We start from the raw sequence: 16,442 nt of genomic DNA on the forward strand, positions 1-16,442 counted from the left end.
GCGCAATCCTGGCGGTGCTGCTGGGATGGCGGGTGTGGGAGGCTTGGCGGTCGGCGCCGAAATCCTCCCCCTAGCGGAGGAGGTGGTCGCGAAGCGACCGGAAGGGAAAGTTGTCCTGGCCTGGCCTCTTCCCCCTCCGTCGTCTCTTCGAGCCGACACCTCCCCCGCTAGGGGGAGGATTGGAAAACACTATTTCCCCGCCGCGCTCTTGGCATAGGCCTGCGCCCCGGCCACCAGGCGCAGGACGTTGCCGCTCCAGATCGACTGGATGTCGGCGTCGTTGTAGCCCTCGGCCTTCAGGCGGGCGGTGATCTTGGGCAGGTCGGCGACGTCCTCCAGGCCCTCGACGCCGCCGCCGCCGTCCCAGTCGGCGCCGACGCAGACGCCCTTGGGACCGGCGATCTTCAAGGTGTGCAGCATGCTGGCCATGAAGATGTCGAAGTTGGCGCGGACCGGCGGATACTGCTTATCGACCGCCACGCGCTTGGCCATCCACGCCTTGACGTCCGCCTGGGTGGCGTCGTCGCGCGGCGGGCGCGGAATGGCGTCCAGCGCCGCCTTGCGCTCGGCGCTGGGGGGCGCGTTGGCGATCAGATAGACCGAGTTGATGCAGACCGCCCCGCCGCTCTCGGCGATCTTCTTGATGTGGGCGTCGTCGAGGTTACGCGGGTGGTCGAACACCGCCTTGGCGCCCGAGTGCGAGGCGATGATCGGGGCCTTGGACAGGGCCACGGCCTGATCGACCACATCGTCGCTGGCGTGGCTGACGTCGACCAGGATGCCCAGGCGGTTGGCCTCGGCGATCCAGCGCAGGCCCAGCGGCGAGAAGCCGTTCCAGATCTTGCCCTTCGGGTCGGTCGAGCTGTCGGCGAACTGGTTGTTGCGGAAGTGGACCGGGCCGGCCATGCGCACGCCGGTCTTGTAGAAGGTCTCCATCAGCGTCAGGTCCTCGCCCATCGGCCAGGAGTTCTCGATGCTCTGGAAGACGAAGACCTTGCCAGCCTTGTTGATCCGCGCGGCGTCCTCGGCCGTGTAGGCCAGCTCGAACTGGTCGGGATGGGCGGCGACCATCTCGCGGATCTCGGTCGCGCGGTTCAGGGCGAAGTCGCGGGCGCCGCGATAGCCCTCGGCGGTCAGGTCGCCCTGGCCCGTGTAGATCACGAAGAACCCGCCATCCAGGCCGCCGGCCTTCATGCGGGGCAAATCAACCTGGCTGCCGTCCTCGGTGACCGCGTGGCGGTCCAGCATCGACCAGCCGGGGCGCGAGAAGTGCTCGGGCGTGTCGAGGTGGGTGTCGAGGATCAGGAAACCGTCGTGCAGCGTCTTGATCGCCTTGGGGACATCGCCCGGCTTGTCCACGGGCTTCTTGTCGGCGGCGTGAGCCATGCCGCCTAGCAGGGCGGCTGAGCCGAGGAGGACGGTAAGCAGGCGACGCATGGGAGCACTCCGGAGCAATTGAGCGCGGCAAAGCTCGGGGCTGGACTTCAGCCCGTCAACCCATCTTCCGTGTTCATATCAATCCCAGCGCCTTGAAGCTGGCCACGCCCTCTCGACCGACCACCAAGTGATCATGCACGGCGATCTTCAGGGCTTTTCCGGCCTCGACGATCTGCTTGGTCATGTCGATGTCGGGGCGCGAGGGCGTCGGATCGCCGGACGGGTGATTGTGCACGACGATGATGTTGCTGCTGGACAGCTCCAGCGCCCGGCGCATCACCTCGCGCGGATAGACCGGGGCGTGGTCGACGGTGCCGCGGTTCATCACTTCGTCGGCGATCAGCTGGTTCTTCTTGTCGAGAAAGAGCACCCGAAATTGCTCGCGCGACTCGTTGGCCAGGGCGACGCGGACATAGCCGAGCAGGGCGCTCCAGGACGAGATGACCGGCCGCTTGGCGATCTTGTCGCGTCCGGCCCGCAAGGTCGCCTCGTGCAGCAGCTTGATGTCCATGGCCGCGGCTTCGCCGACGCCGCGCACGGTGGCCAGTTCCTCGATCGTCGCGCCCAGAACGCCACCGAACGAGCCGAAGCGGGCCAGCAGCGCCTTGGCCAGCGGCTTGATGTCGCCGCGTGGGAAGGTGCGGAAGAGATAGAGCTCCAGCAGCTCGTAGTCGGGCAGGGCGACGAGCCCGCCAACCTTGGCCCTCTGGCGCAGCCGCTCGCGGTGGCCGAGGTGGTGGGCGTGGGCGGACTTGCGGGAGGGCTTGGCGGAAGCGAGCGCGACCGGCGCCTCGTCCGCTATGGCGTCCGATACGACCAGGGATGAAACGCTGACCATGCCGCCCTCGACTCTGAGAGGGGCAGTAGGGATTATCGCGCCAGGGTTGTCTATATGAAAATCCTCCCCCTAGCGGGGGAGGTGGTCCGAAGGACCGGAGGGGGAGGTGCTTGACGCCTTGTCTCTTCCCCCTCCGTCGTTTCTTCGAGCCGACACCTCCCCCGCTAGGGGGAGGATTGCCGTTGCTGGATTCACCCGCCCAGGATCGCCGGCTGGAACAGCCCGGCCGGCGAGGCGGTGAAGACCTCGTAGCCGTCTTCCGTCACGCCGATCGAGTGCTCGCACTGGGCCGACAGCGACTTGTCGCGGGTCACGGCGGTCCAGCCGTCCTGCAGCACCTTCACCGCCGGCTTGCCCAGGTTCACCATCGGCTCGACGGTGAAGAACATGCCGGGCTTGAGCACCGCGCCCTGGCCGGGGCGGCCGAAGTGCAGGATGTTCGGGGCGTCGTGGAACACCTTGCCCAGACCGTGGCCGCAGAAGTCGCGCACCACGCCGCAGCGCTGGGCCTCGACATACGACTGGATGGCATAGCCGATGTCGCCCAGGGTCGCGCCGGGCTTCACGGCCTCCAGGCCGCGCTTCATGCCCTCGTAGGTGATCTCGACCAGGCGGCGGGCGCGCGGGCCGACCTCGCCCACGCCGTACATGCGCGAGGTGTCGCCGTGCCAGCCGTCGACGATGACGGTGACGTCGATATTGGCGATGTCGCCCTCGCGCAGCGCCCAGTCGCCCGGGATGCCATGGCAGACCACGTGGTTGCGCGAGATGCAGACGGTCTTGGGATAACCCCGGTAATAGAGGCAGGCCGGCAGGGCGCCGTTGTCCAGGATGAACTCCCGGGCCAGGCGGTCCAGCTCGTCGGACGAGACGCCCGGCTGGACGTGCGGGACCAGCATGTCCAGGCACTCGGCGGCCAGCTTGCCGGCCTTGCGCATGCCCTCGAAGTCCTCGGTCTTGTGGATCTTGATCTGGCCCGTGCGGGTTTCGGCTTCGATCTCGAGGGTGTTGTCCAAGGTCATGCTCTACTCGGCGGTCGCCGCCGCGAGGGGGCGGCGATCTGGTCGTGGGAAAGGCGTATCTCGCGATCCTAGCACAGATTTCAACCCCGGCGGGGCAAGAGTCATGGCGCGATGCGTCGCACCACCCCCGCGCCCGCCCGGATCTCCTTGACGAAGGACGCGTCCAGCGTGGTCGGCTTGTCGCGGCGCACGTGGCAGACACCCTTGTAGCGGGTCACCCGGCCCGAGCCCTTCTCGGTGACGTCGGCGGTGAACCGGACGTCCCACTCGCCCGGGCGGCCGGTGGGCTGGGGATCCATATCGTCGGAGGCGACCCCCTCGACGTCCTTCAGGCCGAAGCGGTCCTCCAGCTTCGACGTGCAGGCCTTGAACGCGAAGATCGCCCGCAGGCCGGTCATCATGCCGTTCTCCGGCTTGCCCGGATCGGCGCGGCCGCAGCCTGACAAGACCAGCGCCACGAGGGCGAAAGCCAGGACGGTCCTCTTCATGCGATCCCCTCGATACGCGAGCCGCGAAAGGGGTAACCGATGCCGTGGCGATTGCAGCTTAAATCGCTGTTAGGTGAGCGTTGGTCCACAGGATGCGCCGCGCGATCCGCACCGCCTCGGTGCTGACCCCGCACGCATAGACCAGCACCTCCACACCAGCCTGAGCCGCCGCGTCGAGACCGGCGGCGAACTTCGGGTCCAGGTCGGCGCAGGCCTGGAAGGTCTCGCAGTCCTCGCGCTGGACGACGAACAGCACCACGGCGCGATGGCCCTCGCGGACCTGGGCGGCGAGGTCGCCAAGGTGCCGGGTCGAGCGCTCGGCCTTGCAATCGGGGAATTCGGCCAGGCCCGGCGTGCGGGAAAGGTGGCAGTTCTTGAACGAGACTTTGCGACCGAGCGTTTCGCGGGAGTTCCGTGCACCGGTGGCGAATGATGCAATCTGCAGCTAAGTTGGTCCGATGAGTACAGCTAAGCGCATCTATGGGCTTGAGCCGATTGTCACCATCGTCGCATTGGCAACAGCCACGGCGGACGCGATCATCATTCCTTTCGCGCTCTTCTTTGCTGTCTCCGAGCATCTGTTGTGGAAAGTGGCGATCTCTTCAGGAAGCGTAGCGGCGTTGGTCTTCTTGAGGCTCTTGTTTTCGCATGCCTTCCACTATGCGATGGGGCAGGCGAACTCGACGATGCAAGGCGGCCAGCCATTTCGCTTGAAGCTTTTGAAGTTTAGCGATCCAGATTGGGGGCTTACAGGCGCGAAATGGGGCAGCGGCTATCTTGTCCCACTGCGCTTGATCCTAATGGTCGAGTTCTTGATCGTAATTTTCTTTTCGCCCGATGATCACCAATGGATCGCATTAACTGCTTTCTCGGGTGTTGCGCTGGCGATCCTGCTGACCCAAAGCCAACTGACTGATCACTTCCGCCGACCCGTTCAGTGCTGAGGAGCGTGGTCAAAATGACCTTTCCGCTTCAGAATTGGCGGGGTCACCTTTGCCAGCTAATTTTTCGGCTAAGCCTGATCGCATCGGTCCGCATTTCGCAGGCATAGACCAACACCTCGACCCCGGCGTCCGCTGCTTGATCGAGAGCCTTCGCAAAGGCCGGGTCCAAGTCCGCACACGCGCTGAACTCATCACAGTCCTCGCGTTGGACGACAAACAGCACCGCCGCCCGATCTCCTTGCGCGACCTGCGCCGCGAGATCGCCGAGGTGACGCGTTGACCGCTCGGCCTTGCAGTCCGGAAACTCGGCCAAGCCCTTAGTCCTTGAGAAGTGACAGTTTTTCACTTCGAGCCAAAGACGTTCGGGCACGTTGTAATTAGGTGGACAATCGTTGACCTCGAGCCAGCAGGGCGGGCGGTCCTCGTGGGTCAGCAGGAAGTCGACGCGGCTGGCCTGCGCGTACTTCACCTCCGGGCGGATCGTCGTGTAGCCCGAAAGTTCTGGGATGGCCCCGGTCGCCAGGGCCTCGGCGACCAGGCGGTTGGGCAGCAGGGTGTTGATCCCGACCAACACACTTTCTTTGGGGGCGGCGTCCTGCTCGACCAGTTGCAGGGTCCAGGCCAGCTTGCGCTTGGGATCGTCCGACCACGACACCCAGGCGCCCTGTCCCGGCTCGCGCACGCCCAGCATGGCGCCGGGATTGGGGCAGTGGGCGGTGATTTCCCGCCCGTCGTCCAGCACGAGGTCGGCGAAGAAGCGCTTGTAGCGACTGACCAGCCGGCCATGAACGAGCGGTTGCGGGAGCAGCATGCGCGGCCTAAGTCGATCCTAGAGAACGACCGGCGATGTAGGGGATCCAGACGATGACGGCCACCAAAAGCGAGCGCGTGACGGCGGCGGTGATGATCATCGGGGACGAGATCCTCTCGGGGCGCACCCAGGACGTGAACCTGTCGGCCATCGCCCGCTATCTGGCGACCTACGGCGTCGACCTGTGCGAGGCGCGGGTGGTGCCCGACATCGAGCAGGAGATCATTGACGCGGTGAACGCCCTGCGCACGCGCTACGACTACGTGATCACCACCGGCGGCATAGGTCCGACCCACGACGACATCACCGCCGACTCGATCGCCAAGGCCTTTGGGGTCACCGCGCCCGAGCATCCCGAAATCATGGCCATGCTGCGCGAGCGCTGGGGCGAGCCGAACGCGGCCCGCCGCCGGATGGCGCACGTGCCCGAGGGCGGCAGCCTGGTGAAGAACCCCGTCCAGGGGCCGCCCGGCTTCCAGAAGGACAATGTCTTCGTCCTGGCCGGCGTGCCGGCGATCATGCGAGGCATGCTGGAGGACGTCGGACCCCGCCTGCGGACCGGGGCGGTGGTGCTGTCGAAGACCGTCCGCGTCACCGGCACGGGCGAGGGAACGATCGCCGCGCCGCTGGAAGCGGTGGCCAAGGCCCATCCGGACATGTCCCTGGGCAGCTATCCGTTCTTCAGCCCGCCGGACCTCTATGGCGCCAATCTGGTGCTGCGGAGCCGGGATCCGTCGGAGCTGGACGCGGCCGTCGGCGAGCTGATGGCGGCCCTGGCCGAGGCGGGGGCGAGCAATATCGAGCTGCTGGCCGATCCGGCGTGAATAGGCGCGCCTGATCGGGGCCTATTCGCCCTCGGCGATGGCCTTGGCCAGGTCGACGAGGTGCTTGCGCATGCCCGAGGAGTCGATGCCGATATAGGCGCGGGCCAGTTCGGGGCCGCCCGGCGCGGACCAGAAGGCGGCCATTTCGTTGGCGAGATCGGCGGCGGTGCTGTCGGCGCCCGCCGGGTCTTCCAGGCCCTCGAAGAAGAAACCGATCGGCGTCTTCAGGAACATGGCCGTCGCATGCAGCTTGCTGGCGCTGATGCGATTGGCCCCGCCCTCGTACTTCTGGACCTGCTGGAACGTCAGGCCCAGCGCGTCGGCCAGCGACTGCTGCGAATAGCCGAGATCCCGGCGGCGCATTCGCAGGCGCCGTCCGACATGCAGGTCGACGGGATCGGGGGTCTTGTCTTCAGCCATGGGTCAAGCACTCGAACGCAACAGGGAGCGGGCGAAGGTCATGCCCGACGACGGGACCGATCAGGTCCGGCGCCGCGCCGAAAGCGGTCGCGAGCCAAGGCCTCGTGGCCGGGCTAACCCAGCCTCGCGGCGCATGGACACGGGAACGCTCTCATGAAAACCGGCGCGAATTCTGAACGGAGTCGATGCGTCGAGAAATCCATATTCCCGCTCCGCGTGTCGATTCCCTCGGGGCGAGAAGTGGGTGAGTCAACTCTGCCGTTGGTAGTCGTCCGGCGGGGAGGCTGGTCTGGTAGGGACGGTGGGACTCGAACCCACACGGATTGCTCCAACGGATTTTAAGTCCGGCGCGTCTACCGATTCCGCCACGTCCCCGTCATCCCGACCCCATAAGCCATCGGCGGCCCGGGGTCGAGACGGGGGCGGGGGATCGGATCAGCGCTTGGCCTGGCGGTCCAGGGCGCGGGCCTGCTCGTCGGTGACCTCATATTCGCCGGCGCCGCCGACCGTGGCCGAGACATTCGATCCGGCGACATCGGCCGCCACCGCGCCCGAGCCGCGCGCGGCTTGGTTCTGCACCCAGTCGATGTAGAGCAGGCGATCGGCCGACTCCAAGGCGACGTCGAAATTGTCGGCGCGCCAGCCTTGCTCCATCCGCACGCCTTCGCCTTCGCTCGCCAGCGCCTGGTAGTAGGTCTTTGCGGTGTTCAGGCGGCCTGTGCGCTGATAGGCGGTGGCCAGGTTGAAGCGGTTTTCGATCGTCGGCTCGGCCGCGGTCGCGCGCTTTTGCAGATTGGTGGCGATCCAGTTGTTGCCACGCGCCATCTCGAACATGGCCTTGTCGGCTTGAGCGCTGGCGTCGACCCGTGCGAGGGCGGCGTGCGAACTCCCAAGCGTAAGCGCGCCGGCAACCATCGACGCAAGAATAGCTTTGCTATTCGTCATGGCTAAGTCTCCAGATTTTTCGCGTATGGGCGATAATTACAGTGAAGGTACGCGGGGAAATCTGGAAAGTTAGCGAAGAAGTGCTTGATTGGTTCCGCTATAGGTCGTGCTTATATCTGGATAAGCTTCGCCGTTTTGGCGCGGTGCGCCGGCCTCGCTGGACTTTCGGCGACTCAATGTCCGGTTTTGTCGCAGATGAAGGCGTCGTAACTTGACGCCTCACGCGGCGCCTCGCCCTATCCGGCCTTTAAGCTTAACCAGAGGGTGTTATGCGTCTTTTCGTGTCCGTCGCCGGGCTGTCCCTGGCCGTGGCGACGTCCGTTTTCGCTCAGGCGGCGTCGGAGCAACCGGCGGGGCAGGCCGCCCAAGCCGGCGCCAGCGCGCCCGCCGCCGTCGCGACCTCGACCAATGCGAAGAAGGACGGCGTGATCTGCCACAAGGAGACTCCGACCGGCAGCCACTTCCCGGTCAAGGTCTGCACCACGGCCGAGCAGCGCAAGAACCAGCGCGGCGTGGCCCAGCACGCCCAGGAGTCGATGCAGGCTCCGACGCCGACGATCCCCAACTGAGGCTCGACGCCAGAGCTTGGCATGCTAGCGTCCCCGTCCTTTTTGGATCGGACGGGGACGGACAGCATGCGTAAGGGGATCAGGACCGCGGCGACGGCGGTGGGTGTTCTGGCGGGGCTCTGGGGGGCTGGCGCGAGCGCGGCGGAGGTTTCGGCCGTCAGCGCCGCCCGGCTGCTGGACGTCGCCACCGGCAAGTACGTCGAGAACCCGCTGGTGATCGTCACCGACGGTCGGATCACCGCCGTCGGCAAGAAGGGTGACGCGGTTCCGGCGGGCGCCAAGACGATCGACCTGCCGGGCGCGACCCTGCTGCCGGGCCTGATCGACATGCACACCCACATCGACGCCCTGGCCGAGATCGGTGGCTATAACAGTCTGGAATACAGCGATCGTTTCTGGAGCGTGGTGCAGGTCGCCAACGCCAGGAAGACGCTGGACGCGGGCTTCACCACCATCCGCAACGTCGGCTCGGCCGATTTCGACGATGTGGGCCTGCGCGAGGCGATCGACGCCGGCTATGTGCAGGGGCCGCGCATCGTCACGGCCACCTGGGCGATCGGGGCGACCGGCGGTCACTGCGACTCGACCTTCTTCCCGCCTTCGATGGACGAGAAGGGGCCCTACAACATCGACAGCCCCGACGAGGCGCGGAAGGCGGTCCGCACCCTCAAGAAGTACGGCGCCCAGGTGATCAAGATCTGCGCCACCGGCGGAGTGTTCTCGCGCGGCGACGAGCCGGGCCAGCAGCAACTGACCTATGACGAGATGCACGCGGTGGCCGACGAGGCCCACATGGCGGGCCTGAAGGTCGCCGCCCACGCCCACGGCGCGGCCGGCATCCGCGAGGCGATCAAGGCCGGCATCGACACCATCGAGCACGCCAGCCTGGTCGACGACGAGGGCATCAAGCTGGCGGTCCAGCACGGGACCTATTTCGCGATGGACATCTACAACACCGACTACACCCAGGCCGAGGGCAAGAAGAACGGCGTGCTGGAAGACAACCTGCGCAAGGATCGCGACATCGGCGAGATCCAGCGCCAGAACTTCAAGAAGGCGCTGAAGGCCGGGGTGAAGATGATCTACGCCACAGACGCCGGGGTCTATCCGCATGGCGACAACGCCAAGCAGTTCGCGATCATGGTCCGCTATGGCGCCACGCCCCTGCAGGCGATCCAGGCCGCGACGATCACGGCGGCCGAGGCCCTGGGCCAGGGCAAGGACGTCGGCCAGGTGGCCGTCGGGCGCTTTGGTGACATCATCGCCGTGGCCGGCGATCCGTTGGCCGACGTGACGGTGCTGGAAAAGCCGGTGTTCGTGATGAAGGGCGGCGCGCCGGTGAAGCAGCCCTGAGCCCAAGCTCTGAGCCAGGGGGCGCCGCTTCAATATGTCGCGATACCCGGCGGGTGAGTTGACGGGCGTTGACCGCTTGTATGTAGGTCGGATGGCAAGGTTGTCTTTATGGAGACGCCATCATGAGCCGAACGTCCGCTCACCGCGCCTTTCGGCGAACGATGAATTTGATCGCCGGCGGCAAGTCCCTGGCGATGGCGCTGAAGGCCATCGTCCAGGCGGTCGAGGCCGAGGACCCGGAGATCGTCTGCAGCATCCTGCTGCTCGACGCCGATCGCCGCCGTCTGACGATGGGCGCGGCGCCCAGCCTGCCGGACGCCTATAACCAGGCCATAGAGGGCGTCGAGATCGGCCCCTCGGTCGGATCGTGCGGGACCGCCGCCTATCTTGGCCGTCGGGTCATGGTCGAGGACATCCAGTCCGATCCGCTGTGGACGGACTACCGGGATCTGGCCGCCGAGGCGGGCCTGGCCTCCTGCTGGTCGCAGCCCATCATGGCGGCCGACGGCTCGGTGGTCGGGACGTTCGCCATCTATCATCACGAGGTCAGCGCGCCGGACGAGGAGGACATCGCCTTCATCGAGGCCGCCGCGGAGCTGGCGGCGATCGCCATCGATCGGCGGCGGGGCCAGGAGGAGCTGGCGGCCAGCGAGGTTCGCGCCCGGCTCTCGGCCCAACAGGCGCTGGAGACGGCGCAGAATCTCTCGAGCTTCTTCGACGTGTCGGCCGACATGCTCTGCATCCGCGACATGGAGGGGCGGTTCGTCAAGGTGAACCAGGCCTGGGAGACGGTCCTGGGCTATCCGGTCGAGATGCTGGAGGGCGCGCGCCTGATGTCCCTGCTGCATCCCGACGACGTGGAGGCCACGCAAGTCAACATGGATCGGGCCAACAGCGAGGGCGACGTCAACGGCTTCGTCAATCGCTATCGCCGCGCCGACGGATCCTATTGCCCGCTGGAGTGGCGGGCGCGGCGGTGCGGCGACCTGGTGTTCGGGGTGGCGCGGGACGTCACCGAACGCCTGCGGATCGAGGCGGAAATGGCCGAGGCCCGCCACGCCGCGGAGGCCGCCAACAAGGCCAAGAGCGACTTCCTGGCCAATATGAGCCACGAGATCCGCACGCCGCTGAACGGCGTCATCGGCATCGCCGCGGCCCTGGGCGAAACCTCTCTGACGCAGCAGCAGACCGAGATGGTCGCCCTGATCCGACGGTCTGGCGAGACCCTGGAGAGGCTCGTCTCCGACATTCTCGACGTCTCGAAGATCGAGGCGGGCCAGATGACCATCCAGGCCCAGGCCTTCGACCTCGGCGCGGTCCTGGACGGCTTGCTGGACGTCACGCGGTTGCGGGCGGAGGAGAAGGGCGTGGATATCCGCGTCGAGCGGAGCGCGAGCGCCGAGGGCGTCTTCCTGGGCGATAGCGTCCGGATCGGCCAGGTGCTGAACAACCTGCTGTCCAACGCCGTGAAGTTCACCGACCGGGGCGAGGTCGCCGTTCGCATCGATGTCGATGACCCTGGCCCCGACCAGACCTCGCGCCTGTGCGTCGAGGTCGAGGACACCGGCGTCGGCTTCGACGCGGCCAAGGCCGAGATGATCTTCCAGCGCTTCAGCCAGGCCGACAGCACGATCACGCGCCGGTTCGGCGGGTCGGGCCTGGGCCTGTCGATCAGCAGGGCCTTGGTCGAGATGATGGGGGGCGAGATCACGGCCAGGTCCAGGCCGGGCGCCGGCAGCCTGTTCCGGGTCGTCCTGCCGCTGGACCGGACCGAGGCGGCGGAGGCGCTCGACGGCTGCCCGGTCCTCCAGTGCGGCCAGGCCGACGGACTGCGGGTGCTGCTGGCGGAGGATCACCCGATCAATCAGCGGGTGGTGCAACTGATCCTCGAGCCTTGCGGCGCCACCGTGACGGTGGTCGAGAACGGGGCCCAGGCGGTCGAGGCCCTGGCGGCGCAGGCCTATGACGTGGTGCTGATGGACATGCAGATGCCGGTCATGGACGGGCTGGCGGCGACCCGGGCCATCCGTGGCCAGGAGGCCCCGGGCCACCGGACGCCGATCATCATGCTCAGCGCCAACGCCATGGCCGGCCATCGCCAGGACGCGCTCCTGGCCGGGGCGGACCTGCATGTGGCCAAGCCGATCACCGTCGCGGCCCTGCTTGACGGCATTGGCCAGGTGATGGCCCCCGACACCCGCCGCGCGGGCTGACGACGGCGGTTTCCCTTCACCTTTGCCGGCTGAACGCCTAAATCGGGCGGCTCGCGGTCTTGGACCGCCTGAAACCCTGCTCGGACTTGGCTGCGTGATCACCTTTCAGGACGTCTCCAAAACCTATGGCCCAGGCGGCCACGCCGCCCTCGCGGGGGTCTCGCTGTCGGTGAAGGCCGGCGAGGTGTTCGGCGTGATCGGCGCCTCGGGCGCGGGCAAGTCGACCCTGATCCGGCTGATCAACGGCCTGGAGACCCCGACCGGCGGCCGCGTGATCGTCGACGGCGACGATGTGGCGGCCTTGGGCGTCGAGGGCCTGCGGGCCCTGCGTCGCCGGGTCGGGATGATCTTCCAGCACTTCAACCTGCTGTCGGGCAGGACGGTCGCCCAGAACATCGCCTTCCCGCTGAAGCTGGCCGGGCGTCCCGCCGCCGAGGTCAAGGCGCGCACGGCCGAGCTCCTGGAGCGCGTCGGCCTTTCGGCCCACGCCGACAAGTATCCGGCCCAGCTGTCGGGCGGCCAGAAGCAGCGCGTCGGCGTCGCCCGCGCCCTGGCGACCGGCCCCAAGGTCCTGCTGTGCGACGAGGCCACCAGCGCGCTGGATCCGGAGACGACCGAGCAGATCCTCGACCTGATCTCGGGTCTGAACCGCGAACTGGGCCTGACCATCGTGCTGATCACCCACGAGATGGACGTGGTCCGCCGCGTCTGCGATCGCGTCGCCGTGCTGGACGCCGGCCGCGTGGTCGAGGAGGGGGCCGTGGAGGACGTCTTCCTGCATCCGGCCAGCGACACGGCCCGCCGCTTCGTGCGGGAGGCGGACGGCGAGGTCTCGGCCGCGCCTGGCGTGGGCGGCCGCGTCGTGCGCCTGACCTTCAAGGGCGAGGCGACCTACAAGCCGGTGCTGGGCGAGGTGGCCCGCGCCACGGGCGTCGACTATTCCATCCTGGGCGGGCGCATCCATCGCCTGCGCGAGACGCCCTACGGCCAGCTGACCCTGGCCCTGACCGGCGGCGACGTGGGGGCGGCGATCGCCAGGTTCCAGGAGGCCGGCGTCCGCGTCGACGAACTGAACGGGGAGACCGCCCGATGAGCGCCTCGAACATCGACTGGAACGAGATCGGCCAGGCCACCCTGGACACCCTGGCCATGCTGGGCGGCTCGATGGTGCTGACTGTCGTGCTGGGCCTGCCGCTGGGCGTGATCCTGTTCCTGACCGGCAAGGGCCAGATGCTGGAGAACCGCCTGGCCAACGGCGTGCTGTCGCTGCTGGTCAACATCCTGCGCTCGGTGCCGTTCGTGATCCTGCTGATCGTGATGATCCCGCTGACCGTGGCCCTGGTCGGCACCTCGCTGGGCGTGGCCGGCGCCATTCCGCCCCTGGTCGGCGGCGCGGCCCCCTTCTTCGCGCGCCTGGTCGAGACCGCCCTGCGCGAGGTCGACAAGGGCGTGGTCGAGGCGAGTTTCGCCATGGGCGCCAAGCGTCGGCAGGTGGTGCTGGGCGCGCTGCTGCCGGAGGCCCTGCCGGGCCTGATCGCCGCCGCGACGGTGACCGCGGTCACCTTGCTGTCCTACACCGCGATGGCGGGCGTCGTCGGCGCGGGCGGCCTGGGCGACCTGGCGGTGCGGTTCGGCTATCAGCGCTTCCAGACCGACGTGATGGTCGTGACGGTCGTGCTGATGCTGGTGCTGGTCCAGGCGCTACAGATGATCGGCGACGCGGTGGTGCGCCGCGTGTCGCACAGGTAGGAGCGGGAAATGACCGACGAACATACTGCCCCGCATTGGGACCCCGCCTTCGCCGAAACGCTGATCGGCAAGACGTTGCTGATGAACCTGACGTTCCTCGACGACGACGGCGAGGTGGCCGAGCGCCAGCAGTTCTTCGGCGTGGTCATCGACGCCGACGAGGACGAGGGGATCGTCCTGGACTTGCTGGGCGAGCACGACGGCGACACCTACACCCTGCCGCCCCAGACCTCGGCCATCCAGGCGGCCGAACCGGGCGTGACCAGCCTGGCCGGGGACAAGCCCGACTTCATCGCCAGCTGGATCATTCACGGCGCGCCAGAGCCAGCCAACGACGTCGAGGACGAGGATTAGGCGGAGCGACATTCAAGGCCGTGCACAATTGCTGCCTTCCTGGGCCCTGTGCCCAGGACCCATCGTTCCGAGGTCGCCGAGTTCGATCGGTGTTCTGGGCTGTTCAGCCCTGGCTCGCTTCTAAATCACAGCCTGCCGCCGGCATGGGTCCTGGGCACAGGGCCCAGGAAGGCGAGTTATTGACTTCAACGCTGCCTTGAAGGTCGATCCGTCCTAGCCCGTTCGGGGTCCTATCCCGCCTGATCGAACGGGAATGGCAGGCGACCGGCCTTGAACAGGATGTCGGGGTTCTCGTCGTAGTCGCCCAGCTCGACGTCGGCGCTGGCCGAGAAGGCCACGACGCCCTCCCGTAGCGGCGCCAGGCGCTCGGCCTTGCGGCGCGCCTCCTCGGCCGTCTTGCAGCCGATCTGCTGCTCGGCTTTCAGGCCCTTGCCGCGTCCTGCGACATAGGCTTGCACGATGTGGACGGTTTCCTTGGCCATCCCCATCCAAGCGGCCTGTTCGCAGGTGGCGTCAAGCGACCTTGCGCGGTCAAAGCGGCAGGGGCTCGACGGCCTCTCAGGAAATCTGATTTCCTCCACGGGCTCGGAACGGGCAAAAGCCTACCCTTCAGATCGCCTTTGTGGAGCCGTTCATGGTCGCCCGCCGCGCCTTTCTCGTCCTTGGCCTCGCCGCCGCCGCCCTGGCCGCCTGCGGGCCCAAGGCGCCCAAGCCCAGCGATCCGAACACCCTGACCGTGGCCGCCACCGCCATTCCGCACGCCGAGGTGCTGGAGTTCGTCAAACCGAAGCTGGCGGCCGAGGGGCTGAACATCCAGATCAAGGTCTTCAACGACTACGTCCAGCCCAACGTCCAGGTGGCCGAGAAGCGCATCGACGTCAGCTACTTCGAGACGCTGCCCTATCTGGAGACCTTCAACCGCGACAAGGGCACGACCCTGATCCCGATCCAGGGCGTCCATGTCGAGCCGATCGGGACCTATTCGGCCAAGTGGAAGTCGATCGCCGAGGCTCCGAACGGCGCCACGATCGCCATTCCGAACGACGCCAGCACCGAGGGCCGGGCCCTGATCCTGCTGGCCAAGAACGGCGTCATCGGCCTGAAGGACCCGAACAACGCCCTGTCGAGCCTGAAGGACATCACCAGCAATCCCAAGAACCTGAAGTTCAAGGAACTGGAAGCGCCGGCCCTGCCGCGCGTGCTGAACCAGGTCGACCTGGCGGTGATCAACACCAACTACGCTCTGGACGCCAAGCTGAACCCGAGCAAGGACGCCCTGATCATCGAGGACAAGACCAGCCCCTATGTGAACTATCTGGTCGGCCGTCCGGACAACAAGGACGACCCGCGCGTCAAGAAACTGGCCGCGGCCCTGACCTCGCCGGAGGTGAAGGCGTTCATCGAGAAGAAGTACGCCGGCGCGGTGGTGCCGGCGTTCTGAGGGGCGGCGAAGATGCTCCCCCGCAAGCGGGGGAGCTGTCGCGGAGCGACTGAGGGGGCTAACTGGAAGCTAGTCGCGCTAGCCCCCTCCGGCCCTTCGGGCCACCTCCCCCGCAAGCGGGAGAGGATCTGACGCCTAGCAACTCCTGACATTTCACCGTACCTATCAGCGCCCGCAAGCCTCGGAGCGCCCATGGCCTCGCCCTCGCTGAAATCGACCGCCGGCCGGACCCTGGTGCTGGACGTGGCCAATTCCTCGGGCCTGGAGGACTGGTCGCCGGAGTTGCAGAAGACCAAGGTCTACGAGCGCATCCTGCTGGACCTGATCCTGGGCGATCTGGCCGCCGGCTCGCGGCTGGACGAGCAGTCGCTGGCCGCGCGCTACGGGGCGGGCCTGGCGGGCGTGCGCGACGCCCTGGGGCGGCTGGCGCTGGAGGGGCTGGTCATGCGGCGGGCGCGCTCGGGCACCACGGTCGCGCCGCTGGACCTGGTCGAACTGCGCCAGGGCTACGAGGCCCGGGTGTTGATCGAACCGCACTGCGCGGCCCTGGCCGCCCGCAACGCCTCCAAGGCCGACGCCCAGGCGATGTACGATGTGTTCGCGGACGGCGAGGAGGCCGCGCGCACCTGCGACCTGCCGGCCCTGGTGGCGATGGACCTGCGCTTCCACGCCCTGGTCGCGCGGGGATCGGGCAACCTCGCCCTGGCCCGCATCCTGATCCCGCTGCAGCACAAGGCCGCCCGCTTCTGGGTGTTCTCGTTCAACGGCGCGACCGAGCAGGAACTGCTGGACGAGATCGAGGAGCATCGCCAGGTCGCCCGAGTAATCGCTGGCGGCGACGCCGACGCCTCCCGCGCGGCGATGCTGCGGATCCTCAACGTCCAGCCCGAGGCCCAGACCCGCCCACACGTCGGCGCGGCTTAGGCTCAAATCCTCCCCCCAGCGGGGGAGGTGGCGCGAAGCGCCGGTGGGGGAAGTCCTGCTGACCCTGCTTCTTCCCCCTCCGTCGTCTCTTCGAGCCGACACCTCCCCCG

At 67.3% G+C, this 16,442-nt stretch carries 18 protein-coding genes, 1 tRNA gene and 1 pseudogene; 10 read left to right on the forward strand and 10 right to left on the reverse strand.

Annotated features, from left to right (window positions below; genetic code table 11):
- Window positions 1-189: 189 nt before the first annotated feature.
- From VJ655_RS12370 to VJ655_RS12390, 5 genes and pseudogenes are all read right to left on the reverse strand, one after another.
- Window positions 190-1,437: a dipeptidase gene (locus VJ655_RS12370; RefSeq protein WP_324111469.1), complete on the reverse strand. Its 1,248-nt coding sequence runs from the start codon at window positions 1,435-1,437 to the stop codon at window positions 190-192.
- Window positions 1,438-1,510: 73 nt separating this feature from the next.
- Entirely contained in the window at window positions 1,511-2,275 is a 765-nt protein-coding gene (gene radC, locus VJ655_RS12375; protein ID WP_324111471.1) for a RadC family protein, read from the reverse strand.
- A 191-nt stretch (window positions 2,276-2,466) separates the two neighbouring features.
- A complete protein-coding gene (map, locus tag VJ655_RS12380) occupies window positions 2,467-3,297 on the reverse strand; it encodes a type I methionyl aminopeptidase (protein ID WP_324111473.1) in 831 nt (276 codons plus the stop codon).
- Between the two features lie 101 nt (window positions 3,298-3,398).
- The gene (locus VJ655_RS12385) at window positions 3,399-3,785 is read right to left on the reverse strand and encodes a hypothetical protein (protein ID WP_324111475.1); all 387 of its coding nucleotides are present in this window, start codon (window positions 3,783-3,785) and stop codon (window positions 3,399-3,401) included.
- A gap of 58 nt (window positions 3,786-3,843) precedes the next feature.
- Window positions 3,844-4,161: pseudogene (locus VJ655_RS12390) on the reverse strand (DNA/RNA nuclease SfsA); the annotation flags it as partial.
- An 82-nt stretch (window positions 4,162-4,243) separates the two neighbouring features.
- Here VJ655_RS12390 and VJ655_RS12395 point away from each other — a divergent pair.
- The gene (locus VJ655_RS12395; RefSeq protein WP_324111477.1) at window positions 4,244-4,729 is read left to right on the forward strand and encodes a hypothetical protein; all 486 of its coding nucleotides are present in this window, start codon (window positions 4,244-4,246) and stop codon (window positions 4,727-4,729) included.
- A 43-nt stretch (window positions 4,730-4,772) separates the two neighbouring features.
- Here the strand turns inward: VJ655_RS12395 and VJ655_RS12400 are convergent, their stop codons facing one another.
- Window positions 4,773-5,540, reverse strand: a complete 768-nt coding sequence (locus VJ655_RS12400; RefSeq protein ID WP_324111479.1) for a DNA/RNA nuclease SfsA — start codon at window positions 5,538-5,540, stop codon at window positions 4,773-4,775.
- A gap of 53 nt (window positions 5,541-5,593) precedes the next feature.
- On the opposite strand from VJ655_RS12400, the gene VJ655_RS12405 reads away from it, so the two are divergent.
- Entirely contained in the window at window positions 5,594-6,364 is a 771-nt protein-coding gene (locus tag VJ655_RS12405; RefSeq protein WP_324111481.1) for a competence/damage-inducible protein A, read from the forward strand.
- A gap of 21 nt (window positions 6,365-6,385) precedes the next feature.
- On the opposite strand, the gene VJ655_RS12410 is transcribed toward VJ655_RS12405, so the two are convergent.
- The 3 genes from VJ655_RS12410 to VJ655_RS12420 all read right to left on the reverse strand — a co-directional run bounded on the left by VJ655_RS12410 (window position 6,386) and on the right by VJ655_RS12420 (window position 7,729).
- On the reverse strand, window positions 6,386-6,784 hold the full coding sequence (locus tag VJ655_RS12410) for a helix-turn-helix domain-containing protein (protein WP_324111483.1): 399 nt from the start codon (window positions 6,782-6,784) through the stop codon (window positions 6,386-6,388).
- A 290-nt stretch (window positions 6,785-7,074) separates the two neighbouring features.
- Window positions 7,075-7,159: transfer RNA gene (locus tag VJ655_RS12415), tRNA-Leu, on the reverse strand.
- A gap of 60 nt (window positions 7,160-7,219) precedes the next feature.
- Entirely contained in the window at window positions 7,220-7,729 is a 510-nt protein-coding gene (locus VJ655_RS12420; protein WP_324111485.1) for a hypothetical protein, read from the reverse strand.
- A 269-nt stretch (window positions 7,730-7,998) separates the two neighbouring features.
- Here VJ655_RS12420 and VJ655_RS12425 point away from each other — a divergent pair, with 269 nt between their 5' ends.
- From VJ655_RS12425 to VJ655_RS12450, 6 genes are all read left to right on the forward strand, one after another.
- On the forward strand, window positions 7,999-8,298 hold the full coding sequence (locus tag VJ655_RS12425; protein ID WP_324111487.1) for a hypothetical protein: 300 nt from the start codon (window positions 7,999-8,001) through the stop codon (window positions 8,296-8,298).
- 66 nt (window positions 8,299-8,364) lie between these two features.
- Window positions 8,365-9,651 (forward strand): amidohydrolase family protein, encoded by a 1,287-nt coding sequence (locus VJ655_RS12430; RefSeq protein WP_324111489.1) that lies wholly within the window; start codon window positions 8,365-8,367, stop codon window positions 9,649-9,651.
- Between the two features lie 122 nt (window positions 9,652-9,773).
- On the forward strand, window positions 9,774-11,864 hold the full coding sequence (locus VJ655_RS12435; RefSeq protein ID WP_324111491.1) for a hybrid sensor histidine kinase/response regulator: 2,091 nt from the start codon (window positions 9,774-9,776) through the stop codon (window positions 11,862-11,864).
- Between the two features lie 94 nt (window positions 11,865-11,958).
- Complete coding sequence (locus VJ655_RS12440) at window positions 11,959-12,957, forward strand: methionine ABC transporter ATP-binding protein (RefSeq protein WP_324111493.1); 999 nt, start codon at window positions 11,959-11,961, stop codon at window positions 12,955-12,957.
- Window positions 12,954-13,613: a methionine ABC transporter permease gene (locus VJ655_RS12445; protein WP_324111495.1), complete on the forward strand. Its 660-nt coding sequence runs from the start codon at window positions 12,954-12,956 to the stop codon at window positions 13,611-13,613. The genes VJ655_RS12440 and VJ655_RS12445 overlap by 4 nt, the downstream gene beginning before the upstream one ends.
- Before the next feature lie 9 nt (window positions 13,614-13,622).
- Window positions 13,623-13,967: a hypothetical protein gene (locus VJ655_RS12450; protein WP_324111497.1), complete on the forward strand. Its 345-nt coding sequence runs from the start codon at window positions 13,623-13,625 to the stop codon at window positions 13,965-13,967.
- Between the two features lie 230 nt (window positions 13,968-14,197).
- On the opposite strand, the gene VJ655_RS12455 is transcribed toward VJ655_RS12450, so the two are convergent.
- Complete coding sequence (locus tag VJ655_RS12455) at window positions 14,198-14,449, reverse strand: hypothetical protein (protein WP_324111499.1); 252 nt, start codon at window positions 14,447-14,449, stop codon at window positions 14,198-14,200.
- 152 nt (window positions 14,450-14,601) lie between these two features.
- On the opposite strand from VJ655_RS12455, the gene VJ655_RS12460 reads away from it, so the two are divergent.
- Together VJ655_RS12460 and VJ655_RS12465 are read left to right on the forward strand one after the other, a co-directional pair.
- Window positions 14,602-15,408 carry a MetQ/NlpA family ABC transporter substrate-binding protein gene (locus VJ655_RS12460; RefSeq protein ID WP_324111501.1) on the forward strand — a complete coding sequence of 269 codons (807 nt, stop codon included), beginning with the start codon at window positions 14,602-14,604 and terminating at the stop codon, window positions 15,406-15,408.
- Between the two features lie 192 nt (window positions 15,409-15,600).
- Complete coding sequence (locus VJ655_RS12465; RefSeq protein WP_324111503.1) at window positions 15,601-16,332, forward strand: GntR family transcriptional regulator; 732 nt, start codon at window positions 15,601-15,603, stop codon at window positions 16,330-16,332.
- The last annotated feature ends 110 nt before the right edge of the window (window positions 16,333-16,442 follow it).

This window comes from Caulobacter sp. (genome assembly GCF_035254145.1).
Classification (GTDB): Bacteria; Pseudomonadota; Alphaproteobacteria; order Caulobacterales; family Caulobacteraceae; genus Caulobacter.